This is a genomic window from Frankia sp. AiPs1 (genome assembly GCF_023716945.1).
Classification (GTDB): Bacteria; Actinomycetota; Actinomycetes; order Frankiales; family Frankiaceae; genus Frankia.
The window spans coordinates 1-22951 of record NZ_JAMQQF010000015.1 but is presented as its reverse complement, the minus strand read 5'-3'; the positions used below and the strand labels follow the sequence as shown (position 1 = coordinate 22951).

The following is a 22951-nucleotide window of genomic DNA, read 5'->3' as shown; positions in this document are numbered from 1 at the left end:
CCACACATCAGCAGAACCTCTCCTCGCCCCGCCCGCTCAGGCGAAGCGGCAGGTGATCGCGCCCAGCGGGCCGTAGTCGGCGTGGAAGGTGTCGCCCGAGCGGGCGAACACCGGCCGGGTAAACGAGCCTGCCAGAATCACCTGGCCCGGGTCGAGACCCACCTTGTACGGGGCGAGCTTGTTCGCCAGCCACGCGACGCCGTTCGCCGGATGGTTCAACACCGCGGCGGCGACCCCGGACTCCTCGATCGTCTCGTTGCGGTACAGCAGCGCCGACACCCAGCGCAGGTCCACCTCGTCTGGACGCACGGCACGCCCGCCGAGCACCAGCCCCGCGTCGGCGGCGTTGTCGGAGATGGTGTCGACGATGGTGCGCAGGTGCCCGGTCGCCGGGTCGCTCATCTGTACCCGGGCGTCGAGGATCTCCAGCGCCGGGGTGACGTAGCGGGTGGCGTCAAGAACGTCGTAGATCGTGACGCCCGGACCGGACAGCGGCTCGGCAAGCACGAAGGCGAGCTCGACCTCGACCCGCGGACGGATGAAGCGGCCCGCGGGCACGACCCCGGAGTCGGCGAAGAACATGTCGTCGTAGATCGCGCCGTAGTCCGGCTCGGTGATCGAGACGGCCTGCTGCATCGCCCGCGACGTCAGGCCGATCTTGCGTCCGCGCAGCTCGCGGCCGGCGGCCAGCTTGCGTTCGGTCCAGGCGCGCTGGACGGCGTAGGCGTCCTCGATCGTCATGTCCGGGTACTGCAGGGACAGCTGCGGGATCGGAGTCAGCGTGCGCTCGGCCTCGTCGAGGCGCGCGGCGGCGTCCTCGACGAGTTCGGGATCGAGCGTCATGCGTTCTCGGACTCGTTCTGCCCGTCCAGCAGGAACGCCAGCGCGGCCGGGTTGAACAGCTCCGGGTCCTCGAAGTGCGGCCAGTGCTTGACCTCGGGCATCTCCAGGACCTGCGAGTCCGGGATCAGCCGGGCGACCTGGCGGGCGGTGTTCTGGTACTCGCCGAAGTCCTTACCGGAGGCGACGACGAGTGTCGGGGCGGCGATGCGCGACCACTGGTCCGGCGGGATGAGGTTGCGCTCGCGGGCGTCGGGGTCCTGCAGGATCAGCACATGATCAATGACCTTGCGTGTCTCCGGCAGCCGGTAGATCGCCTGGCGCAGGGCGATGACGTCGGGCAGCCGGTTGGCCTCGTCGGCGATCAGATGGTTGAACATCGCCTTGGTGGACTCCCAGGTGGGGTTTTCCACGGCGGCGGTGCGCTCGGCCCGGATGCGGGCCATGTTCGACGCGGTCGCGATGAGACCCGCGGGCGACATCAGGATCAGCTTGCGGACTCGGTCCGGCTCGTCGATGGCGAGCCGGGCGGCGACCCACGCGCCCAACGACATGCCGATGATGTAGGTGGTCTGCACGCCGAGCGCGTCGAGCAGGCCGAGCAGGTGGCGCTCGTAGACGGCGATCTCGTAGTCGTAGTCCGGCTTGCTGGAGAAGCCGTTGCCGACCATGTCCACGGCGATGCAGCGGAAATGCTGGCTCAGCACGCCGAGGTTGGGCGCGAAGGTCTCCCAGTGCCCCCCGGTGCCGTGCAGCATGAGCACGGCCGGGGCGTCGGGGGAACCGGCCTCGACGTAGCGGGTGGACACCCCGTCGATGTCGATCCAGTCCTGGCGGAACGGCACGTCCCGCAGGTACGTCCAGATGCTGCGGTACGGGACCTCGTCGGTCATGCGCTGCTCACGATCCTCGTTGGTCGGGTCGGGATGACTCGTCGGGCGTGGACGCCCGCTGGCACGCAGGCGGGGCCAGCAGGCCGGCGGGCCGGCGGCGGGGCGACCCCGCCGCCACGGGCGGGGGCGGCCTTACCTCGCTGTGGGCGACCCCGGAGTGGGCGACCCCGGAGTGGGCGACCTCGAGGCGGGCGGCCTCGAGGTGGGCGATCAGTCGTTTTCGGCGGCGCGCAGACGCTCCGCGACCGACGCGTTCCACGTCTCCACGGGCGACCAGGTCGCCGTCTCCTCGATGAGGGCCTGGGTCTTCTCCCGGATCACCTCGTCGGTGTCGGCCAGGTCCAGCGCCACCCGCCAGGGCTGGCTGACGTACCACGGCGTCGGGGTGTAGAGCTCCAACCGGTTCCCTTCCGGGTCCAGGAAGTAGATGCTCCAACTGTTGCCGTGGTTACGACCCTCCATGCCGGTCGCGCCGAGCTCCAGGGCCTTGTCGTGGAACCAGCGCAGCGACGTGAGGTCGTCGTCGGTAAGACGGAAGGAGACCTGGCTGAGCAGCGCGATCTCACCCTCGGGGACCTTGCGGCCGGAGACGAGCACGAGCTGGTGGTGCTCGCCGACGAGGCGGCTGAGGAAGGTCAGCCGACGGCCCAGAAATTCGCCCTGGTCGATGACGAGCAGGCCGAGCAGCTCCGAGTAGAAGTTGACCATGCGGTCGACGTCGTTGACGTACAGACCGACGTGGGTGAGCTGGGCGGGCGGGGGAGCAGCCATGATCCATCCCTCGGGGTCGACGGGAACGCTTGTCCTCGGCGGGCAGGCAGGGTCCCGCAGCGGGGCCACGACCCGGTCCGGCGGACACCCAGGCCGCGGGCGGCGGGATCGAGCGTGAGTCCAGCACCGTTTCTGACAGTGAGTATACCCTAGGGCCATGAGCCGTCCCGCCTCCACCAGATCCCTCGGAGCGTGTCCGCCCGTCGCCGGTGCCACCGGCGGGCGGCCGGACCGAGAGGGGCACCGGTGAGCCGGCCGCGCCGTGACGGCCTCGAGTCCATCGAGCTGACCAACGAGTTTGCCGCCGTGCGAGTTTCGGTGGACCGCCACGGAAACTCCCCCCGCCTGCTGGTGGAGGACGTCGAGACCGGCGCGTCGATCCTGCTGTCCCCGATCGAGCTCGCGAGCCTGTGCCTGGCCGCGCCCGAGGACCGGCTGGACTGGCTGCGGGTGGGCGCGTACCGAGATGAGCGCAGCCCCGTGCGGCCTTCCGCGCTGGCGGGCCCAGGAGCCCAGAGCTGATGGCCCCGCCCCTGGAGCCCGCGGTTGTCGGCCTCGGTCTGACATCCATGTCGCTTTCGGCCGGCGGCGTGCCCGTCGACCTCGCCATCGAGGCCGTCGCGGCTGCGCTCACCGACGCCGGGCTCACCACCCGTGACGTCGACGGTCTGCTCGTCAACTCCAGTCAGGGGGTCCGCCCCGACCGGCTGGGGGTGGCGCTGGCCCGCCAGGGCGGCCTCGGCGACCTGCGCCTGCTCGAGCACGTGGAGATCAAGGGCGCCACCGCGGTCGCGATGATCCAGCGGGCGGTGCTCGCCATCCGGGCGGGCCTGGCCAGGACCGTGGTCTGCGTTTTCGCCGACGCGCCGCTGCGCGCGGGCGGCACGTCCGGGTCGACCTACGCGCACAGCGGCGGCAACGACGGGGCCCGCGGGCTGGAACGGGCCAGTGGCGTGCTCGGCTCGGTCCCCACCTACGCCCTGCTCGCCTCGCGTTACTTCGCGGTGTCCGGCGGTGACCCCGAGGATCTGTGCGCCGTGGCCGTGTCGACCCGCGCCTGGGCGCTGGGCAACCCGGACGCGGTCGTGCGCAAGCCGCTGGACGCCGAGGGCTACTTCGCCAGCCGGATGGTCTCGACCCCGCTACGCGTGCTCGACTGCGCGCGGCCCGTCAACGGCGCGGTCGCCCTCGTCGTCAGCGGCGAGGCCACGCCCGGCCCGGCCCCGCGCGTCCACGTGCGCGGGATGGGCCAGGCGCACCCGATGCGCCGGCGGCGTGCCCCGGGCGAGTCGTGGTTCGGCGGCGGTCGGGCCGCCGTCGACGGCGCGCTGACGATGGCCGGGCTCACCCGCGCCGACCTCGATGTCATCGAGCTCTACGACCCGTTCAGCGTGGTGACCCTGCTGCTGCTGGAGGAGTACGGCCTGGTCGAGCCCGGACAGGCGGGCAAGGTGGTCCGCTCCGGCGCCACCGCCCCCGGCGGCGACCTGCCGGTCAACACCGGCGGCGGCCAGCTTTCCGGGTTCTACCTGCAGGGGATGACGCCGCTGGCCGAGGCCGTGGTGCAGCTTCGCGGCGCCGGCGGGGCACGCCAGGTGGCCGGGGCGAGCACCGCCCTCGTCGGTGGCATCGGCGGCCGGGTCGACCACCACGCCTGCCTGATCCTCGACCTGGAGCCGTCGCGATGAGCCCGAACACCGACACCGCCGTTCCCGCCGCGCCGAACGAACCGGATGTGTCGAGCGCGCCGGATGCGCCGGACGCCGGGGACTGGCTGGTTGACGCGGCGCTGGCGCCGCTGGCCGGCGGATCGCTCGCGCCGCTCTACGCGGGCGCCGCCGCCGGCGAGCTGACACTGCCGTTCTGCGCGGCCTGCGGGCTGGCCCTCGAGCTGGAGCAGCGGGCCTGCGACGGCTGTGGTGCCACCGACATCCGCTGGCGCCCGGTCGAGCGCGCCGGCACCGTGCATGCAGCCACCCTCGTGCACCGACGGGAGCCGGGCCTGGTCCGGGTCACCGAGCCCTACCCTGTCCTGGATGTCGAGCTCACCAGCGGGCATCGACTGATCATGACCACGCTTACCGCCACGGCGCTGGCGCCCGCGATCGGCCGGCCCGTCGCCATCGGCTTTCGGGTCGTCGGCGGCGTGACGGTGCCCGCCGCAGCCCTCGATCCCGCCGCAGCCCTCAGCAACTCCGCAGCCCTCAGTAACTCCGAACTCTCCGAACCCTCCGAACCCTCCGACGCCGCCACCCCCGACTCGCCCAGGGCAACCGGCACCGCCCCCGCACCAGTCCCATCCGAGACGGAGGTCTCACAATGACCGAGTTGGACACGTCGGCGCAGGTCGGCAAGGTGGACGTCGCCGCGCTCGTCGAACCCGACCGCGTCCACGGCTCCGTCTACACCTCCCAGGAGGTGTACGACCAGGAGATGGACCGGATCTTCCGCAACGGCTGGGTGTTCGTCGCCCACGACAGCGAGGTCCCGGAGCCCGGCGACTACGTCACCCGCCGCATCGCCGGCGAGCCGTGGATCGTCGTGCGCGGCAAGGACGGCGAGGTCCGAGTTCTGGCCAACCGCTGCACGCACCGCGGCAACCGGCTGTGCAACGCCGACGCCGGCAACAGCTCGTCGTTCCGCTGCCCGTACCACGGCTGGACGTTCAGCAACGACGGCCACCTCACCGGCGTGCCGATGCGCGACGGCTACGGGTCGAGCTTCCACGCGGTGCGCGACGCCATGGGGCTCGCGCCGGCCTCGGCCGTGGACAGCTACGGCGGCTTCGTCTTCGCCTCGCTGAACCCGCCGGCGATCACCCTGCGCGAGCACCTCGGCAGGTCGACGGTGGCCCTCGACCGGCTGCTGGCGCTGTCCCCCACCGGCGAGCTGAACCTGCGCGCCGGCTGGATGAAGCACGACATGCGCTGCAACTGGAAGATGGTCATGGAGAACAACGTGGACGGCTACCACGCGCTGTTCACCCACGCCTCCGTGTACGACGCGGTGAAGCCGGCGAAGGTCTCCCACGTCCCGTCCAAGGTCGAGGTGTACGTCCGCGACCTTGGCAACGGCCACTCCGAGATCGACTACGCCAAGGAGTACAGCCGCCTCGACGAGGAGTTCATCTGGTTCGGCCGGATCCGCCGGGAGAAGCTGCCGAACTACGTGGCCGCCATGGAGGAGGCCCGCGGGGTCGAGGACACCCACCGGGCGTTCGTCGTCGGCCCGCCGCACACGCTGATCTTCCCGAACCTGTTCCTCGCCGAGATGAACATCATGACGGTCGAGCCGCTGGGGCCGGGCCGGGCGGTCGCCTACACCACGCCCGCCCTCGTTCCGGGCGCGGACGAGGTCAACGAGAAGACCCTGCGCCGCACCGAGGGTGCCATGGGGCCGGCCGGGTTCCTCATCGCCGACGACGGCGAGATCGGCGCCCGTAACCAGCTCGGCCTCGCGGCGGGCTCGCCCGAGTGGGTCGTGCTGCGCCGCGGCGAGGAGACCGACATCACCGACGAGACCGGCATCGTCAACCACGACAAGTCGGCCGAAACCCCGCAGCGCGGCTGGTGGAAGCACTGGTCGCAGGTGCTCACCGGGACCACCACCGCCCCTGACGCCTGACCGGGCGCGTCCACCACCCCGGCCAGCCGTCCGCCATCGCAGCAGGGAGCCCGCCCACCATGTCCGACCTCACCAGCCTCGGCGCCGCCGCCGCGGCGCCCGCCGGCGCCGTGCCCGCCGCCGGCGTCGACCCAGCTCTGGCCTCCTTCATCTACACCGAGGCCCGCCTCGCCGACGAGGCGCGGTACTCGGAGTGGGAAGCGCTGTGGGACGACGACGCCAAGTACTGGGTGCCGATGCACCCCGACCACGACCCGAAGGTCAACGTCTCCTACATCTACGACAACCGCCGCCGGATCCGCAGCCGGGTCGCGCAGCTCAACTCCGGCAACCGGCACTCCCAGACACCGCCGTCGGTGCTGCGCCGGCTGATCACGAACCTGGAGGTCGTCGCCCAGGACGCCGACACGACGACCGTGGCCGGCAACTTCGTGGTCTACGAGTACCGGTTCGACCTGACCGTCTGGGCCGGCCGCTACGAGTACCGGATCCGGGCACGCGGTGGGGACCTCAAGCTCGCAGCCAAGACCGTCCACCTGGTCAACGCCGGCGGGCCCGTCTCCACGATGTCCTTCCTGATCTGAGGCGGCCCGGCCTCGATCCGAGGCCGTCCGTCCTCGATTCGGGGCGGCCCGGCCTCGATTCGGGGCGGCCCGTTCGATCCCGGGTCGCCCTTCCTGATCCGAATTCCGGCTCCCCCGGCCCGACCTCGCGTCGGCGCCGGTCGGCGCCGCCCGCCCGAGTTGCGAGGAACGATGCTGATCGGCGACATAGCCCGGCGCAATGCCCGCCGCTACCCCGACAAGGCCGCGGTGGTGTACGAGGACACCGAGCTGTCCTGGCGGTCGCTGGACCAGCGTGCGAACCGCATCGCCACCTACCTGCTCGGGCGGGGGCTGGCCAAGGGTGACCGGGTCGCCGTCTGCGCGCGCAACACCCCGGAGTGGCCGGAGATCACCTACGGACTCGCCAAGGCGGGCCTGGTGCTCGTGCCGATCAACATCCGGCTCTCCGGGCCGGAGGTCGACTACGTCCTGTCCGACAGCGGGGCGCGGGCGGCCATCGTGCACACCGACCACGTCGACGGGCCCGGGGCGCCGCTGGCCGCCCTGGACACCGTCATCGAGATCGGCGGGGACTCGGTCGGGGTGAACTACGCCAAGGCGCTCGCCGCCGGCCGCGACGCCGACCCCACCCCGGCGGACCTCACCGACAGCGACATCCACCTGCTGCTCTACACCAGCGGGACGACCGGTCGCCCCAAGGCCGTGGTGCACGAGCACCGCACCCTGCTCGCCCAGGTGCTCGACACCACGATCTCCACCGAGTCCCGCCACGACGACGTGTTCCTGGCGACCACCCCGTTCTTCACCGCGGGTGGGATGATCCGGACGCTGTCGTGGATGTACCTGGGTCAGACGATGGTCATCCATCCCCGCTTCGACCCCGTCGCCGTGCTGGCGACGATCGAGCGGTGGAAGGTCACGATGACCACGTTCATCCCGACCATGCTGATCCGCACGCTGCGCGAACTAGACGCCCGGCCCGGCATCGACGTGTCCAGCCTGCGACGGATCAGCTACGGCTCGGCGCCGGCCCCGCCCGGCCTTGCCGAGGAGGCGGCCCGCAAGCTCGGTTGCGACCTGCAGCAGCGCTACGGCTCCACCGAGGCCGGCGGGCAGGTCACGATCCTCACCCCCGAGGATCACCGGGAGATCTTCGCCGGGGACGACGCGCTGCGCGGCTCGTGCGGCAAGGAGACGCCGCACGCGGAGATCCGCATCGTCGGCGACGACGGCGCGGAGCTGCCCCGGGGCGAGGTCGGCGAGATCGTCGTCAAGGCCGACTCGGTCGCCCGCGGCTACTGGAACCGGCCCGAGGCCAACGCCGAGACCTTCCGGCCCGACGGCTTGTGGACCGGTGACCTGGGCCGCCTCGACGAGCGCGGCTACCTGCACATCGCCGGCCGCAAGACCGACATGATCATCTCCGGTGGGTTCAACGTCTACCCGGCCGAGATCGAGCGGGTACTCGGCGCGCACCCGAACGTCGACCTGGTCGCCGTCGTCGGCGTCCCGCACCCGGAGTGGGGCGAGACCCCGATCGCGGTCGTGGTGCCCAAGGGCGAGATCACCCCCGAGGACCTGGAGGGGCAGCTGCGCACGCTGTCCCGCGAGCAGCTCGCCGGCTACAAGCAGCCGCGCGGCTACGCGTTCCGCCCGGAGATGCCCCTCGGCCCGGCCGGCAAGATCCTCAAGCGGGAGCTACGGGCGCAGCTTGCCGCGCCCGCATCACCGTGAGCCCGACGTCGCTGTGGGAGCTCGCCCGGTCGCGGGCGGCGCTGACACCCGACGCCCTGCTCGCGGTGGACGCGGGCGGGGACCGGGTCACGTTCGCGCAGTTCCGCGACCGGGCCGAGCGGCTCGCCGCGGGGCTGGCGGCGCGTGGCCTCGGCCGCGGCGACGTCGTGTCCTGGCAGTTGCCGAACCGGATCTCGACAATGGTGCTCGCAGCGGCGCTCAGCCGGCTCGGCGCGGTGCAGAACCCGCTGGTGACGATGCTGCGCGAGCGCGAGGTCGGATTCATCACCCGGCAGGCCGGCACCCGGCTGCTCATCGTCGCGGCGAGCTTCCGCGGGTTCGACCACCTCGCCATGGCCCGCGCCGTCGCCGCCGACGTGCCGGGCCTCGAGGTGGCCGAGCTGAGTGACGTGGCCGCGCTGAGTGACGTGGCCGCGCTGAGTGACACCGACGCGGCCGCCGGCCTCCCCCCGGACCCGGCGAACGAGTCCGGGCAGCAGGCGGCGGTGCGCTGGCTGCTCTACACCTCGGGCACCACCTCGGCGCCCAAGGGCGCCCGGCACACCGACGGCGCGCTGCTCGCCGCGTCCAGCACGTTCAGCGACGCGCTGGCGGTCACCGCCGGCGACCGGGTCGCGGTGCTGGCGCCGATCGCCCACATCGGCGGCCTCGCCCATCTCCTCACGGCGCTGCGTTGCGGCAGCTCGCTGGTGACCGCGGAGTTGTTCGACCCGGCGAGCACCCCGGACCTGCTGGCCGCCCACGGCGTGACGATCGTCGGGTCCGGGGTGCCGTTCATCCGGGCCTACCTCGCCCGCCAGGCCGCCGCCCCGGACGTCCGGCTGTTCCCGCGGGCGCGGGTGTTCCTCTGCGGCGGCTCCCCGCGTCCGGCGAGCCTGCACGCCGAGGTCCGCGACACCCTCGGCGGGGTGGGCGTTGTCTCGGGCTACGGGATGACCGAATGCCCCTACGTGTGCTGGGGCCGGGCGGATGACGCCGACCCCGACCACGCGAGCACCGAGGGTCCGCCCGGTGTGGGCGCCGAGGTCATCGTCGTGCGCCCGGACGGATCACGCGCCGACCCCGGGGAGTCCGGGGAGATCCGGGTCCGCGGCCCGCAGCTCATGCTCGGCTACGTCGACGCCGCACTCGACGCCGAGGCGTTCGACGCCGACGGCTTCTTCCGCACCGGCGATCTCGGCTTCGTCGACGAACGGTCCTATCTCACCGTCACCGGCCGACTCAAGGAGGTGATCATCCGGAACATGGAGAACATCTCCGCCCGGGAGGTCGCCGAGCCGCTGGCCGTGCATCCCGGGGTCGCCGACGTGGCGGTGCTCGGCGTGCCGGATCCGGTGACCGGCGAACGGGTCTGCGCCGTGGTCGTGCCCGCGGACGCCACCGCGCCGCCGACGCTGTCCCAGCTCTGCGAGCACCTGCTCGCCGGCGGCCTGAACAAGCGCAAGCTCCCGGAGCGGCTCGAGATCGTCGAGGCGCTGCCGCGCAACGCGATGGGCAAGGTCACCCTGCCCGACCTGCGCCGGCGCATCGGCGTCTGAGAAGTCGGAAGCGGGCGCGAGGCCCCGAAGTTCCTGCGGAGAGGACGATCAGCATGCTCATCATCGGCCGGCCGGCGCTGGTCATCAGCGAGTTCCAACGCGGCATCGTCGATCCGGCGGTGAGCCGGCTGCCGGCGCTCGCCGAGCAGGCCGAGTCCCGGGACGTCGGCGCCCGCATCGGCGTGCTCGCGGAGGCGTTTCGCGCCGCCGGCCTGCCGGTGGTGCACGCCATCATCGAGCACCGGCCGGACCTGGTCGGCCTGCGCGCGAACTCGGCGCTGTCCGCGATGGCGATCAAACGCCGGACGATGATCGCCGGCAGCGTGGACGTCGAGGTCCCCGAGCCGGTGACCCCCCGCGAGGGCGACCTGGTCAGCAGCCGCGCGACGGGGCTCACCGCGTTCTACGGCACCGACCTCGACGCGATGCTGCGCCTGACCGACACCCGTGTCGTGGTCGTCGCCGGGGTGTCGACGAACGTCGCGATCCCGGGTCTCGTGCTGGAGGCGGTCAACCGCGGCTACCACGTGGTGCTGCCCGAAGACGCCACCGCGGGCGCCTCCGCCGAGACCCACCGGTTCATGCTCGACAACTTCCTGGCCATGGTCACGAGGATCACGACCGTCGACGAGGTGGTGACCGAACTGAAGGCGGGCGCCGGCGGCTGGGACGCCAGCCCCTGATCCTGCGAACCACTCCCCCACCGGATCCAGCCCAGCCAGCCCAGCCAGTTCAGCCGGCTCGCCACTCACGAGGAACATTCATGCCGCTCAAGGACCTCACGACCGTCCTGTACGAGGTCGACGACCACGTCGCGACCATCACCCTCAACCGCCCCGAGCGGCTCAACTCCTTCACGGAGACGATGACGCTGGAGATGGAGGCGGTCTGGGCCGAGGTCCGCGACGACGACGACGTCCGCGTCGCCATCCTGCGCGCCGCCGGCGAGCGCGCCTTCTGCACGGGGCTGGACATCCAGGAGGGCCCCTGGTGGAACGACCAGAACCTGTGGAACCAGGAGGACCCCGGGGTCCGCCTCGGCCCGCGCAAGCAGTTCGTCTGGAAGCCGGTGATCACCGCGGTGCACGGCATCGCCGCCGGTGGCGCCATGTACTTCCTGAACGAGTCGGACATCATCATCTGCTCCGAGGACGCCACCTTCTTCGACCCACATGCCAACGGCGGCCTCGTCTCCGCGCTGGAGCCGATCGGGATGCTGGCCCGCAACATCCCGCTGGGCGACGTGCTGCGCTGGGCGCTGCTCGGCAACGACGAGCGACTCACCGCCGAGACGGCCCTGCGGCTGGGTATCGTCACCGAGGTGGTGCCCCGCGAGCAGCTCTGGCCGCGGGCCGCGGAGCTCGCCGCCGAGATTGCCGCGCGCCGCCCGGAGGCCATCCAGGGGACCATCCGCGCGATCTGGGAGTCCCTGGACATGACCCCGTCGCTGGCCCAGCGGGCCGGGCTGTCGTACACCCAGCGCGGCAACCGCGGCGGCAGCCCCGTCCCGCCGAACGTGAAGCGCAAGCCCCGCTTCCGCTGACCGCGCCCGTGACCAGACTCGGCCGGCTGGCCGGCTGGCCAACCCCGAGCCCCGGCCAACCCCGAATCCCAGCCGACCCCGCAGTCCAGCCACCCCGAATCCCAGCCGACCCCGAATCCCAGCCGACGAGGACGACGAACGCATGCGTATCCACATGGAGCAGCCGGAATGCTCCGGCCACGGCCAGTGCTACCTGGTGAACCCGGAGCTGTACCCGCTCGACGACGACGGCTTCACCGCGCTCAGCGGTGACGTCACCGTGCCCGCCGGCGCCGAGGACGACGCCCGCCGCGGCGTCGCCGCCTGCCCCCAGCAGGCCATCTCCGTGCTGGCCGACTGACCGGGCGGACCGGATCGGCAGGCGAGGCTCGGAAAGCACGAAAGCAACAGAGCACGACTGCAACCAGGGAGCACGACAGCAACAGAAGGCACGGCACCGGCAGAAAGCACGACAATGTCGGAAAGCACGACAATGGCGGAACAGTAGCGACCCGGGCAGGACGCCGACGACGGGCAGGACCGCGACCACGGGCAGGACGGCGAGGCAGCCGCCACGGCACCACGATGGCGATCCCCTCCGGGCAGGAACGAGGAGACGGTAATGATCAGGGAATCGGCCGATGTGGCGATCGTCGGCGCGGGACCGTGCGGGGTGACGCTGTCCAACCTGCTGGGCACCTACGGGGTGAGCACCGTGGTGCTCGACCGGGAGTCCGGGGTCATCGACTATCCGCGGGCCGTCGCTGTGGACGACGAGTCGTTGAGGACGTTCCAGGCTGTCGGCCTGGTTCACGAGGTGCTCGCCGACTGCATTCAGAACGCGCCGATCCGCTACCACAACTCGCAGGGCAAAGTCCTCGCGCACGTGGGGCCCAGTGGGCAGCCGTTCGGCTGGCCGCGGCGCAACCTGTTCTTCCAGCCGCTGATGGAGGCGACGCTGCGCCGCGGGCTCGACCGCTTCCCCGGTGTGCGGCTGTACGCCGACACGGAGGTGACCGGGCTGGAGCGCACCGACGACGGCGTCGTGCTGACCGGCACGCGCGACGGCGAGGACGTCACGGTCAGCGCCCGCTACCTCGTCGGCGCCGACGGCGGGCGCAGCTTCGTGCGCCGCAGCGTGGGCGTCGAGCTCGTGGGCGAGACGAACCCGTCGAAGTGGCTCGTGGTCGACGTCTCCGACGACCAGCTCGACGCGCCCTACTCGGCGGTGCACTGCGACCCGGTCCGCCCGTCGATGACGATCCCGCTGCCCTACGGGCACCGCCGCTTCGAGTTCAAGCTGCTGCCCGACGAGACCGACGAGCAGATGGTGACCGACGAGGTCGTCATGGGCCTGCTCGCCCGGCTCTACAAGGACACGCCGATGCCGCGGATCTCCCGGCGGCGGATCTACTGGCACCACTCCCGCATCGCCACGACCTTCCAGGTCGGCCCGGTGTTCCTCGCCGGCGACGCCGCCCACCTGCAGCCGCCGTTCTTCGGCCAGGGGATGAACTCCGGGATCCGGGACGCGACGAACCTCGGCTGGAAGCTCGCCGCGGTGCTCGCCGGCCGCGCCGACGAACGCCTCCTCGACACCTACGACGCCGAGCGGCGCGCCCACGCCGAGACCATGGTCTCCTTCGCCACCCGGGTCGGCGCGATGTACGAGCCGCGCAACCGACTCACCGAACGGGTGCGCGACGCGTTCTTCGTCGGCGTCCAGCGCATCCCCGGGGCCCGGGACTACATCCTGCAGATGAAGTACAAGCCGCTGCCCCGCTACACCGAGGGCGCGGTCCTGACCCCGGCGGCCCCGGACAAGGGCTCCCCGGTGGGCCGGATGTTCGGCCAGCCGTCGGTGGAGACCGCCGACCGGCTGCGGATGAAGCTCGACGACGTCGTCGGGTCGTCGTTCGCCGTCATCGGCATCGGGCGCGACCCGGTCGCTGCGCTGTCCGCGGAGGGTCTGGCGTTCTGGCAGGCGCTGGGCGCGCTGACCATCCGGGTCGACCCGGCCCGCACCGCGCGGCGCGGCGCACCCGCCGAGGACAGCGCCGCCACCGCAACCCCCCCGCCCCCCTCAACCAAGACGACCACGCCGACCACCGCGACCACCTCCACCGCGACCACCTCCACCGAGGCCACCTCGACCACCGCGGGCGAGGCCCCGACCAGGTCGACCGGCGGGATCGGCACCGGTGCCTCGAATGATCGGGCGCCGGGCACGCCCACGGACCCGCGGACCGGGTCGCTGCTGGTGCGCGACATCGACGGGGCGTTCCGGGATCTGCGCCTGGGCCGCCCCGCCGACGAGATCATCATCCTGCGCCCGGACCGGTACGTGCTGGCGGTCTGCCCGGCCGCGGAGCTGGAGGTGACGACGCGGCGGCTGCGCACCCTGCTGGGAGTGCCCGTGCCGCCGGCCGCCATCAGCGGCGACAGCACGGGCCCGGTCGCGCCACCCACGGCCAGCCCACGTTTCTGATTCCCGCGTCACCGGCCGGCGGCCGTCCTTTCCGGGACGGCCACCGGCCGGTCGCGTCTACGCCGCCGGCTCGTGTGTCTGAGAACCCGGATGCCCACACGCGGTCGCGATCCCTCTAGGGATGATCACGGACCGGGGTGCTTATCGCTCCGCATGTGACCCTCATGTTGCGATCCCTCTAGGGATGATCACGGACCGCCCCCATGGTAAAGCTGCAGGTCAGCGGGGCCGCCTGGATAGTCTGCGGGATGATCGTTGCAGCGGTCCGGCGGTGATGCAACCGCCCAGGTCAGGGCGTTGATCCTTTCGGATCGGGCTGGATCGGTGTGGCGGGGTGTGGAGATCTGTGCGTACTGATGTGCCCCGTTGGATCCGGGGGCGGGGCCCGCCGCCGCGGACGGGCTACGAACCGGCGGTGACGGACTCCCGTAGCTGCTTCTTCAGGGCCTTGCCCATCGCGTTGCGGGGGATGGCGTCGAGGAGTTCCAGCCGCTCGGGCGTCTTGTAGACGGCCAGGCCCTTCTCGCGGCAGAAGGCGGCCAGATCGGGCAGGGTGAGCGGGGCGAGCGGGGCGAGCGGGCCCGCGCCGGCGGCCGGCACCACGAACGCGGCGCACCGCTCGCCGGTGCGCGGGTCGGGCAGTCCGACGACGGCCACCTCGGCGATGCCGGGATGGGTCAGCAGGACGTTCTCCACCTCGAGCGCGGAGATGTTCTCGGCGTTGCGAACGATGACGTCCTTGAGCCGCCCGGTGATGTACAGCCAGCCCTCGGGGTGGTGGATGCCCAGGTCACCGGTGTGGAAGTAGCCGTCGGGCGTGAAGGCCTCGACGTCGAGGGCGGCGTCGACGTAGCCGGTGAACAGCTGCGGGCCGGCGATGCACAGCTCGCCCTCCTCGCCCCGCGCGACCTCCATGCCGTCGGGGCCGCGGACGCTGATCCGCACGCCGGGGCCCGGGCGGCCGGCGGCAGTGCGCAGCCGCTCGGGCGGATCGCCGGGCGACGGGTAGCCGGCCATCGGGAACTCGGTCAGGCCCCAGCCGTTCATCAGACCGTCGCCGCCGAGTTCCGCGATGGCGCGGTCGTGCATCCCGGGCTCGCTCGGCGCCCCGCCGGCCATGAAGAACCGCAGCCGGGCAAACAGCCGCTCGGGGCCGTGGGCCTGCGGGTCGGAGGCGGCCTGCGCGTTGAAGGCGGCCTGCGCGTTGAAGTAGGCATGGAAGTGCGGCGCGGCGCTGCCGAGCATCGTCGAGCCGTGCCGCGCCAGCGCCAGCGGGGCCGTGCGGGGGTCGAAGATGTCGACGAGCACGACTTTGCAGGCCGTCCGCAGGCCCAGCGACAGCACGCTCGACCCGCCGATGTGGGCGATCGGGAAGGCGATGGAGGCGACGTCGGTCTCGTCGAACCCGAGCTGGGACACCATCGAGTTCGACCCGGCGATGACGGAGGCGTCGGTGTGGCGGGCTCCCTTGGGGAAGCCCGTGGTGCCCGAGGAGTAGAAGACCCAGCGCACGTCGGCGTCGGCGTTGCCGGTCGGCGGGGGTGGCGGCGGCGGGAGGGTCGCGGGATCCCCGAGCGGCAGCGGGAAGTCGGCGAACCAGTCCGTGTCCACCGGCGGGCCGGTCAGCCGAGCCGTCGCCGGGTCCGGCGGCAGGTAGGGGTCGCAGACCATCGTGCGCAGGCCGCGCCGGGCAGCGATGGTCTCGGCCATCGGCCGGTAGTCGTAGCCGCGGAACACCGCCGGGACGATCAGCAGGGTCGTGTCGAGCTGCTCGACGATGAAGTCGACCTCGGCCTCGCGCAGCAGGGGGATGATCGGGTTCTGCACCGCACCCAGGCGGGACAGCGCGCTCATCAGCACCGCGCTCTCGATGGTGGTCGGCAGCTGCCAGCTCACCTGGCTGCCGGCGCCGACCCCCGTCGCGGCCAGGCCGGCGGCGAGGCGCAGGGCGAGCTCGCGGAACTCGCCGAAGCTGATCCGGCGGTCGTGGTTGTCCACCAGCATCGGCAGGTCGGGCGTTGCCGCGGCCCGCGCTTCCACCAGCTCCCACCACTGCCGCAGCGACGCGTCAGCAGAGCTCATCGACCTGGCCTCCCCACCCGTCCGGACCCCTCGCGGCACAGCCCGCGAGACGCCGCATAACCACGGCATCTGACACCGCGACATCTGACACTGTGTCTACAGCAATCAGCAGGATCGGGAAAGTTCGCCGGCCGCCGCGGGCCGCAACCGCGTCGGTCTCGGTCTTCAGTCCGACCACAGGAGTCGCTCTCCGTAATCGAAAGATATCGAGAACCGACGCCCCGCGGGGCCGAAACGGGCATATTGCCGAGCACCGGCCGATTCCGTTCGGACCGCGACGATTCGCCTGCGGCCTTCACCGCGAGCCCGATGGACGCCGGGTGCACCGAGCCGCGGCGCCCGACCGCGCAAAAGGCTCGCGATACCAGCTACTGCGAATAGCGCGCCCGGAAATACGAAACACCGACGCCCCCAGGAAAGGATCATTGGCTCGCACTTCCGGCCTCGGACCGCCCTGCTCCGTCGCCGCGGAGCAGCCCGGTGCGACGCGGCGCGCGGCCAGGCGAGGCCCCCGGGGCGATGCTCGTTCCATGCTCGATCTGGCCTGGTGACGGCGCCTGTCCCGATGGTTGGGATGCCGGCGCGTTCCGTCGGCCGCCGACCGGCAGGCACGTTCGGCCGCCGACGCGCCGAGCCGTGGCGCACCCGCGCCTCCGCCCCGGTGTGACATTGACGTCAGAACAAGTAAGCGGGAGGATGCGGCTCCCGCAGGCGGACCGGCGGGATTCACGGCGCCTGCGCGAGCTGGCGAGCGCCCTCGCGACTGCATTGATAAACCATCATGGCGATCGACCGGTCGCACTCCGACCACCGTCGGTTCCACCGGTCGAACACACCAGACAAGGGGATACACCGATGGCACCGAGGCGACGACGGACCCTGTCCGGCTGTATCGCAGCCTTCGCCGCTTTATTACTCACCGTGTCGGCCTGCGGGGGCAGCAGCGATGGCGGGGCGAAAGCCGACGCCCCGCCCACCACCGCCGCGACGCCGGCACCCACCGGAACACCGTTGAAGATCGGTAACGTCGGCCTGTACAGCGGCGCCTTCGGCCCGCAGAACCAGCGCGGGCTCGACGCCCTCGTCGCCTGGTCCAAGTGGGTCAACGCGCACGGCGGTATCGCCGGCCACCCGGTCGAGGTGATCAGCCGGGACGACCAGGGCGACCCGACGAAGTCGATCGCCGCCGTCCACCAGCTCGTCGAGCAGGACAAGGTCCTCGCGCTCGTCGGCAACTTCGCCGGCGCCACCGACGGTTCCTGGCGCAGTTACGTCGAGCAGCACAACATCCCCGTCATCGGCGGAATCACCACGACGGCGCAGTACGGCAAGTCGCCGATGTTCTTCGCCGCGACGTCGAACTCGCTGGGCTACCTCACCGGCGAGGTGTACAGCGTGAAGCTCGCCGGCGCGCCGAAGTTCGGCACCGTCGTCTGCGCCGAGCAGGCCGCGTGCGCGGAGGCCAACGGCCTGATCTCCGGCATCTCCGCCCGCCTCGGGGTCGCCTCGGCGGGCGTGCAGACCGCCTCGGCCTCGGCGCCGAACTACACCTCGCAGTGCCTGTCGCTGCGCAGCGCGGGCGTGAAGGCCGTCATCACGAACGTGCCCGCCCAGGTCACCGAGCGGCTCATCAAGGACTGCTCGACGCAGCGCTACCAGCCGACCTACATCTTCTCCGGCGGCGTGTTCCAGCCCAACCTCATCCAGCCGGCCAGCGAGGGCGCGTGGCTGACCTCCGGGGCCCCGCTGTGGTTCGGCGACAAGCCCTACCTGGCCGACTTCACCGCCGCGCTGAAGCAGTACACCAAGAACGACCCGGACGGCTTCGCCAGCCGCGGCTGGCAGGCGGGGCTGTTCTTCGCCGCCGCGGCGAAGAACGTCTCGGCGACGCCCACCAGCGCCGAGATCCTCGACGGGTTGTACGCGCTGAACGGCCAGTCCCTCGGCGAGTGGTCGCCGCCGTTGAAGTTCGCGAAGGGCCAGCCCAACGAGGTCGGCGCCTGCAACTGGTATGCCAAGGTTGTCGGCGGCAAGCTGACGACCCCCAAGGGGGACAAGCCCGTCTGCGTGGAGAACTGATCCCGACGGCAGTCCGCCGCTGACCGACCCCGCCCCGCTCCGCTCCGGTCCCGCCGTTGCCCGGCGGGACCGGAGCCGGCCGGTCAGCCGGTCAGGGTGCGGGTGCGGGTGAGCGCGGTGTCGACGAGCGCGTCGAGCGTGGTCAGCTTCACCCGCGGCCGGCCCACCGGCTCCCCGGACGCCCGCTCCGCCGCGTCGATGAGCCGCCAGCCGGCCTCCGTCACCAGGTCGGGCTGGCGCTCGCGCAGCCAGGACTCGTTCTCGCCCACCGGGTCGACGCCGCCGGCCCCCGGATGACGCCCCAGCCGGCCCGCGGCGACGTCGGCCAGCAGCGTGGCAACCGTCTCCACGGCACACTTGCGGTTCGTCCCGATGATCCCGGTCGGACCGCGCTTGATCCAGCCGGCCACGTACTCGCGGTCCGCCCCGGCGACCCGCCCGGCGTCGTTGGGGATGATCCCGCGGCGCTCGTCGAACGGCAGGCCCACCAGCGGCAGGCCCTTGTAGCCCACCGCCCGCACCACCAGGTCGGCCGCGATCACCTCCCGCTCGCCGGTGTCGACGGCGCTGACCCAGCCCTCGGCGTCCACCTCCAGCCGGTTGCGGGCGAACACCACCTCGGCCACCCGGTCCTCCCCGCGGATCTCCACCGGGGACCGCAGGAATCGCAGCGCCAGGTGCCGCGTCCCGGCCGCCAATGACGGCTGCGACGTACGTGACGGCTGCGACGCGTGCGACGGCTGCGAGGGCAGGGCCGCGGCGTAGTCGCGCAGCACGGCCAGATTGCGCCGGATCAGCCGCGACAGCTTCTCCTCGCCGGGCTGCTCGGCGACCTCGGCGGAGTCGACCTCCACCGCCGCCCCGGTGAACTCCGGCAGCTCGCGCAGCTCGGCGGTGGTGAACGCCGCCTGCGCCGGCCCACGCCGGCCCACCACCACGACCTGCTCGATGGCGCTGGTGCGCAGGGCGTCGAGGGCGTGGTCGGCGATGTCGGTCGCGGCCAGTCGCTCGACCGGGGAGCACAGGATCCGCGCCACGTCGAGCGCCACGTTGCCGGCCCCGATCACCACCGCGCGCCGGCCGGACAGGTCGGGAGCCCGGTCGGCGAAGTCGGGATGGCCGTTGTACCAGCCCACCACGTCCACCGCGGGCACGCTACCCGGCAGGTCCTCGCCGGGAATGCCGAGGCGCCGTTCGCCCTGGGCGCCCACCGTGTACACCACCGCGTCGTAGCGCTCGACCAGCTCCGCACGGGAGACGTGTCGACCCACCTCGACGTTGCCGAAGAAGCGGAAGCGCTCGTCGGCCGCGGTCGCCGCGTACACCGACGACACCGCCTTGATCTTCGGATGGTCCGGCGCCACCCCGGCCCGCACCAGGCCCCAGGGCGTGGCCAGCCGCTCGTAGAGGTCCACCCGGACCGGCACGCCGGACTGCTCCAGCAATGCCCCTGCGGTGTAGAAGCCCGCCGGACCGGAACCGATCACGGCAACGGTCAGGGGGGCGTTCACGGCATCATCGGCCATACGGCGACTCCTTCAGACGGACGGCAACCCGGCCAGATCCCTGCCGGGCGACCGCACGGACACGCCCTCGACCAGCCGACGCGTGCCACTGGACAGGATCACAGGCACGATCCTCCGATGACACCGGCCGGCGGGTCGACCGATCGGTTCGAACCGCCGGTGTCGGCGCGTCGAGGTCACCCACCCGACCCGCGGCTGCCGGCGGCAACCAGCGGCGAGTCGACGGCGAAGCCTTCGACCGTCACGCGGCGGCGGGCGAACCGCCACGCGCCGTCGACCTCGACGACCTCGTCGCGGTAGGTGCCCCAGTGGTCCGCCCCGCGGATGCCGACGAACTGGAAGCAGGCGTACGTGGTGGCACCGCCCTGCGGGTTCGGGTCGATGTAGACCGAGCTGAGGTGGTGGCGGCCCGGGAGGATGTCCACCGAGCGGAAGCTCTCCCCCGCGCTGCGAAAGTAGGCTGCGATCGCCTCTCGGCCGACGTTGGTGTCGTCGTTGATCCGGAACACCGCGTCGGGCAGGAAGAGGTCCACCAGCGGGTCGAGCCGGCCGGAGTCGGCGAAGTAGGTGTAGGACGCCAGCAGGTGGGCGGCGCCGACGCGGGTCCGCAGCTCAGCGTTGTCCATGTGGATCTCCGATCGGGACGGGCGGCGGGAACAGGGGACGCGGGGCCGGGCCGGGTGGACGGGCGGCACCAGGGCGGGCCCCCGCAGGTCGCTGGAGGCCGCGCGGCGGCTGGCGTGAACAGCACGTCAGATGCCTCCTAGACTGCCACGGCCGCCGGGCACCTGCCCAGGTTTGCTCCCGCCGCAGACCCGGCCACCGATATTGACGCGACCGTCAGATTCGGGCTAGCGTCCGGCCCCGACGGGGCGGGAGGACTGTGGTGGATGGCGAACGGCGCGCGGGCGGCGACGCACGCAGCGACTTCCCCGGCGGCGTGGTCGAGGACCTCGACGTCCTGATCGTCGGCGCGGGCTTCGCCGGCATGTACGCGGTGCACCGGCTGCGCGGCCAGGGGCTGCGGGTGCGGGCCTACGACGCGGCCGACGACGTCGGCGGCACCTGGTACTGGAACCGCTACCCGGGCGCCCGCTGCGACATCGAGAGCCTGGAGTACTCGTACTCCTTCTCCGAGGAGCTCCAGCAGGACTGGCAGTGGAGCCGGCGTTTCCCCGAGCAGGCGGAGATGCTCGCCTACGCCCGGCACGTGGCCGACCGCTTCGACCTGCGCCGCGACATCGTGTTCGGCACCCGGATCACGTCGGTGACGTTCGACGAGGGCGCCGAGGGCAGCGAGGGCGCCGGGGGTAACGAGGGCGCCGGGCGTTGGCGGGTCACCACCGACCGCGGCCAGCGGCTGCGCGCCCGGTTCTGCGTGATGGCGACCGGCTGCCTGTCCGTGCCGAACGTCCCCGACCTCCCGGGAGCCGACCGTTTCGCCGGGCGCGTCCTGCACACCGCGACCTGGCCGGCCGAGGACGTCGAGCTGGCCGGCCAGCGGGTGGGGGTCGTCGGCACCGGCGCCTCGGGCATCCAGTGCATCCCGCTCATCGCCCAGGTCGCGGGCCACCTGACCGTGTTCCAGCGCAGCGCGAACTTCAGCGTCCAGGGGCTGAACGTGCCGCTGGACGCGGAGCTGGCCCGCGAGCGCAAGGCGCACTACGCCGAGTACCGCGAACGGGCCCGGCGTTCCTTCGGCGGGATGCTGCTGCGCCAGAACCGCGTCCACGCCGTCGCCGTCTCGGCGCAGGAACGCGACCGGGAGTTCTCGGCGCGCTGGGGGCTGGGTGGCTTCGAGTACATGGCCGCCTTCGACGACCTCATCTTCGACCCGGCTGCCAACGACCTCGCCGCCGGCTACGTCCGCGACAAGATCCGCCAGATCGTGCGCGATCCCGAGATCGCCGCGACCCTGTCGCCGACCGACCATCCGATCGGCACGAAGCGGATCTGCGTCGACACCGACTACTACGACACGTTCAACCGCGACAACGTCACCCTCGTCGACGTCCGCCGCGACCCGATCACCGAGCTCACCGAGACCGGGGTGCGGGCCGGTGGGCGGGTGCACGAGCTGGACACCCTCGTCTACGCCACCGGCTTCCACGCCATGACCGGGGCGCTGCTGGCGATGGACATCCGCGGCCGCGGCGGGCGCCGGCTCGCCGACCACTGGGCGCACGGGCCGCGCACCTACCTGGGGCTGGGGATGAGCGGGTTCCCGAACCTGTTCGTCGTGGCGGGCCCCGGGAGCCCCTCGGTGATCTCCAACGCGTTCGTCTCCCTGGAGCAGCACGTCGACTGGATCGGCGACTGCCTGGCCCACCTCGACGCCCACGGACTGGCCACGATCGAGGCGGACCCCGCCGCCGAGGACGACTGGGTCGCCGACGTCAACGCCGCGGCCGCGCGCACGCTCTACCCGCAGGCGAACTCCTGGTACCTGGGGGCCAACATCCCCGGCCGGCCGCGAGTGTTCATGCCGTACGTCGGCGGGGTCGGCCGCTACCACAAACGCTGCGCCGCCGTCGCCGCGGACGGCTACCCCGGCTTCACCCTCAGCGCCTAGCCACACGCGCACGCTCTCCGTTCAGCACGGTCAGTTGCTGCCGCTCGCCGCCGCCTGCTGGCTGCTCCCTGCTGGCTGCTCGCCGGTCGGATTGCGGTGCGTTGTGCACGGTCTTCAGGGCCAGACCGGGCGAAGCGCACCGCAATCGGCTACCCACGGTGGGCAGATGAGGACGTGCGCCCCGCCGGGTCCGTCGTCGGCACACTGGCGGACCGCATCGCCCGGGCGCCGTGCGGCTGGCCTCCGACCGACTGCGCGCCCTGCAGCCTCCACGCGTCCTGGAGCCACAGCGCACCCCGGAGCCATGGCGGCACCTCCGACGGCGATGCCAGAACGACGCCCCATTGAAGATCATAAAATGCTCGCGACAGGGCACTGATGCTATAAACAGAGTGTCAGAAGAGCTCGGCTGAGCCGTGCTGAACACTGACCTGACACTGACCTGCCCGGGCGAAGGCCGGGGCAACGGACCCGCTCGGCGCCAGGCGCGCACGGACGGGAACCAGGAGGAGGGACGGCGTTGCCCGAACCGACGAGCGCCGCGGGCCCACTCGCCGGCATCCGGGTCGTCGAGCTCGCCGGGATCGGCCCCGGCCCGCACGCGGCGATGATGCTCGCCGACCTGGGCGCGGACGTGGTCCGGGTCGCCCGGCCTGGTTCCGTGCCGAAGCCGGGAGTGCCGGCCGAGCCGGTGG

At 72.1% G+C, this 22951-nt stretch carries 20 protein-coding genes; 14 read left to right on the top strand and 6 right to left on the bottom strand.

The window, feature by feature from the left end:
* Positions 1–36 precede the first annotated feature (36 nt).
* From hpaH to ND748_RS03715, 3 genes are all read right to left on the bottom strand, one after another.
* Complete coding sequence (gene hpaH, locus ND748_RS03725) at positions 37–843, bottom strand: 2-oxo-hept-4-ene-1,7-dioate hydratase (protein WP_251744008.1); 807 nt, start codon at positions 841–843, stop codon at positions 37–39.
* A complete protein-coding gene (locus ND748_RS03720; RefSeq protein WP_251744007.1) occupies positions 840–1733 on the bottom strand; it encodes an alpha/beta fold hydrolase in 894 nt (297 codons plus the stop codon). Before ND748_RS03720 ends, hpaH begins: the two co-directional genes overlap by 4 nt.
* 210 nt (positions 1734–1943) lie before the next feature.
* On the bottom strand, positions 1944–2504 hold the full coding sequence (locus tag ND748_RS03715) for a VOC family protein (protein ID WP_251744006.1): 561 nt from the start codon (positions 2502–2504) through the stop codon (positions 1944–1946).
* Between the two features lie 246 nt (positions 2505–2750).
* Between ND748_RS03715 and ND748_RS03710 the strand changes: the two genes are divergently transcribed.
* From ND748_RS03710 to ND748_RS03660, 11 genes are all read left to right on the top strand, one after another.
* Entirely contained in the window at positions 2751–3026 is a 276-nt protein-coding gene (locus ND748_RS03710; RefSeq protein ID WP_251744005.1) for a hypothetical protein, read from the top strand.
* Positions 3026–4192, top strand: a complete 1167-nt coding sequence (locus ND748_RS03705; RefSeq protein WP_374215834.1) for a thiolase family protein — start codon at positions 3026–3028, stop codon at positions 4190–4192. The genes ND748_RS03710 and ND748_RS03705 overlap by 1 nt, the downstream gene beginning before the upstream one ends.
* Positions 4189–4827 carry a Zn-ribbon domain-containing OB-fold protein gene (locus tag ND748_RS03700; protein WP_251744002.1) on the top strand — a complete coding sequence of 213 codons (639 nt, stop codon included), beginning with the start codon at positions 4189–4191 and terminating at the stop codon, positions 4825–4827. Before ND748_RS03705 ends, ND748_RS03700 begins: the two co-directional genes overlap by 4 nt.
* On the top strand, positions 4824–6128 hold the full coding sequence (locus ND748_RS03695; RefSeq protein ID WP_251744001.1) for a Rieske 2Fe-2S domain-containing protein: 1305 nt from the start codon (positions 4824–4826) through the stop codon (positions 6126–6128). Before ND748_RS03700 ends, ND748_RS03695 begins: the two co-directional genes overlap by 4 nt.
* A gap of 59 nt (positions 6129–6187) precedes the next feature.
* On the top strand, positions 6188–6712 hold the full coding sequence (locus ND748_RS03690) for an aromatic-ring-hydroxylating dioxygenase subunit beta (RefSeq protein WP_251744000.1): 525 nt from the start codon (positions 6188–6190) through the stop codon (positions 6710–6712).
* Positions 6713–6883: 171 nt separating this feature from the next.
* Positions 6884–8428, top strand: a complete 1545-nt coding sequence (locus ND748_RS03685; RefSeq protein ID WP_251743999.1) for a class I adenylate-forming enzyme family protein — start codon at positions 6884–6886, stop codon at positions 8426–8428.
* Positions 8425–9987 carry a class I adenylate-forming enzyme family protein gene (locus ND748_RS03680; RefSeq protein ID WP_251743998.1) on the top strand — a complete coding sequence of 521 codons (1563 nt, stop codon included), beginning with the start codon at positions 8425–8427 and terminating at the stop codon, positions 9985–9987. Before ND748_RS03685 ends, ND748_RS03680 begins: the two co-directional genes overlap by 4 nt.
* Positions 9988–10040: 53 nt before the next feature.
* On the top strand, positions 10041–10670 hold the full coding sequence (locus ND748_RS03675) for a cysteine hydrolase (protein ID WP_251743996.1): 630 nt from the start codon (positions 10041–10043) through the stop codon (positions 10668–10670).
* Between the two features lie 80 nt (positions 10671–10750).
* Positions 10751–11530 carry an enoyl-CoA hydratase/isomerase family protein gene (locus ND748_RS03670; protein WP_251743995.1) on the top strand — a complete coding sequence of 260 codons (780 nt, stop codon included), beginning with the start codon at positions 10751–10753 and terminating at the stop codon, positions 11528–11530.
* 142 nt (positions 11531–11672) lie between these two features.
* Entirely contained in the window at positions 11673–11870 is a 198-nt protein-coding gene (locus ND748_RS03665; protein ID WP_251743994.1) for a ferredoxin, read from the top strand.
* A 261-nt stretch (positions 11871–12131) separates the two neighbouring features.
* Positions 12132–13997: a bifunctional 3-(3-hydroxy-phenyl)propionate/3-hydroxycinnamic acid hydroxylase gene (locus tag ND748_RS03660; RefSeq protein WP_251743992.1), complete on the top strand. Its 1866-nt coding sequence runs from the start codon at positions 12132–12134 to the stop codon at positions 13995–13997.
* A 402-nt stretch (positions 13998–14399) separates the two neighbouring features.
* Here ND748_RS03660 and ND748_RS03655 read toward each other — a convergent pair whose 3' ends face one another.
* Positions 14400–16079, bottom strand: coding sequence for a class I adenylate-forming enzyme family protein (locus tag ND748_RS03655; RefSeq protein WP_251743991.1), 1680 nt, complete (start codon positions 16077–16079; stop codon positions 14400–14402).
* Positions 16080–16934: 855 nt separating this feature from the next.
* On the opposite strand from ND748_RS03655, the gene ND748_RS03650 reads away from it, so the two are divergent.
* Positions 16935–18158: an ABC transporter substrate-binding protein gene (locus ND748_RS03650; protein WP_251743990.1), complete on the top strand. Its 1224-nt coding sequence runs from the start codon at positions 16935–16937 to the stop codon at positions 18156–18158.
* An 83-nt stretch (positions 18159–18241) separates the two neighbouring features.
* Here ND748_RS03650 and ND748_RS03645 read toward each other — a convergent pair whose 3' ends face one another.
* The gene (locus tag ND748_RS03645; protein WP_251743988.1) at positions 18242–19684 is read right to left on the bottom strand and encodes an FAD-dependent oxidoreductase; all 1443 of its coding nucleotides are present in this window, start codon (positions 19682–19684) and stop codon (positions 18242–18244) included.
* Between the two features lie 176 nt (positions 19685–19860).
* A complete protein-coding gene (locus ND748_RS03640; protein WP_251743987.1) occupies positions 19861–20310 on the bottom strand; it encodes a nuclear transport factor 2 family protein in 450 nt (149 codons plus the stop codon).
* 260 nt (positions 20311–20570) lie between these two features.
* Here ND748_RS03640 and ND748_RS03635 point away from each other — a divergent pair, with 260 nt between their 5' ends.
* Together ND748_RS03635 and ND748_RS03630 are read left to right on the top strand one after the other, a co-directional pair.
* Complete coding sequence (locus tag ND748_RS03635) at positions 20571–22256, top strand: NAD(P)/FAD-dependent oxidoreductase (RefSeq protein WP_251743985.1); 1686 nt, start codon at positions 20571–20573, stop codon at positions 22254–22256.
* Positions 22257–22776: 520 nt separating this feature from the next.
* Positions 22777–22951 (top strand): CoA transferase (locus ND748_RS03630; RefSeq protein WP_251744023.1); only part of this gene is annotated, 175 nt, incomplete at its 3' end.

Excerpts from the sequence above, each read along its gene's own strand:
- hpaH (WP_251744008.1), bottom strand. The coding sequence starts at position 843 with ATGACGCTCGATCCCGAACTCGTCGAGGACGCCGCCGCGCGCCTCGAC.
- ND748_RS03720 (WP_251744007.1), bottom strand. The coding sequence starts at position 1,733 with ATGACCGACGAGGTCCCGTACCGCAGCATCTGGACGTACCTGCGGGAC.
- ND748_RS03715 (WP_251744006.1), bottom strand. The coding sequence starts at position 2,504 with ATGGCTGCTCCCCCGCCCGCCCAGCTCACCCACGTCGGTCTGTACGTC.
- ND748_RS03705 (WP_374215834.1), top strand. The coding sequence starts at position 3,026 with ATGGCCCCGCCCCTGGAGCCCGCGGTTGTCGGCCTCGGTCTGACATCC.
- ND748_RS03700 (WP_251744002.1), top strand. The coding sequence starts at position 4,189 with ATGAGCCCGAACACCGACACCGCCGTTCCCGCCGCGCCGAACGAACCG.
- ND748_RS03695 (WP_251744001.1), top strand. The coding sequence starts at position 4,824 with ATGACCGAGTTGGACACGTCGGCGCAGGTCGGCAAGGTGGACGTCGCC.
- ND748_RS03690 (WP_251744000.1), top strand. The coding sequence starts at position 6,188 with ATGTCCGACCTCACCAGCCTCGGCGCCGCCGCCGCGGCGCCCGCCGGC.
- ND748_RS03685 (WP_251743999.1), top strand. The coding sequence starts at position 6,884 with ATGCTGATCGGCGACATAGCCCGGCGCAATGCCCGCCGCTACCCCGAC.
- ND748_RS03675 (WP_251743996.1), top strand. The coding sequence starts at position 10,041 with ATGCTCATCATCGGCCGGCCGGCGCTGGTCATCAGCGAGTTCCAACGC.
- ND748_RS03670 (WP_251743995.1), top strand. The coding sequence starts at position 10,751 with ATGCCGCTCAAGGACCTCACGACCGTCCTGTACGAGGTCGACGACCAC.
- ND748_RS03665 (WP_251743994.1), top strand. The coding sequence starts at position 11,673 with ATGCGTATCCACATGGAGCAGCCGGAATGCTCCGGCCACGGCCAGTGC.
- ND748_RS03660 (WP_251743992.1), top strand. The coding sequence starts at position 12,132 with ATGATCAGGGAATCGGCCGATGTGGCGATCGTCGGCGCGGGACCGTGC.
- ND748_RS03655 (WP_251743991.1), bottom strand. The coding sequence starts at position 16,079 with ATGAGCTCTGCTGACGCGTCGCTGCGGCAGTGGTGGGAGCTGGTGGAA.
- ND748_RS03650 (WP_251743990.1), top strand. The coding sequence starts at position 16,935 with ATGGCACCGAGGCGACGACGGACCCTGTCCGGCTGTATCGCAGCCTTC.
- ND748_RS03645 (WP_251743988.1), bottom strand. The coding sequence starts at position 19,684 with ATGGCCGATGATGCCGTGAACGCCCCCCTGACCGTTGCCGTGATCGGT.
- ND748_RS03640 (WP_251743987.1), bottom strand. The coding sequence starts at position 20,310 with ATGGACAACGCTGAGCTGCGGACCCGCGTCGGCGCCGCCCACCTGCTG.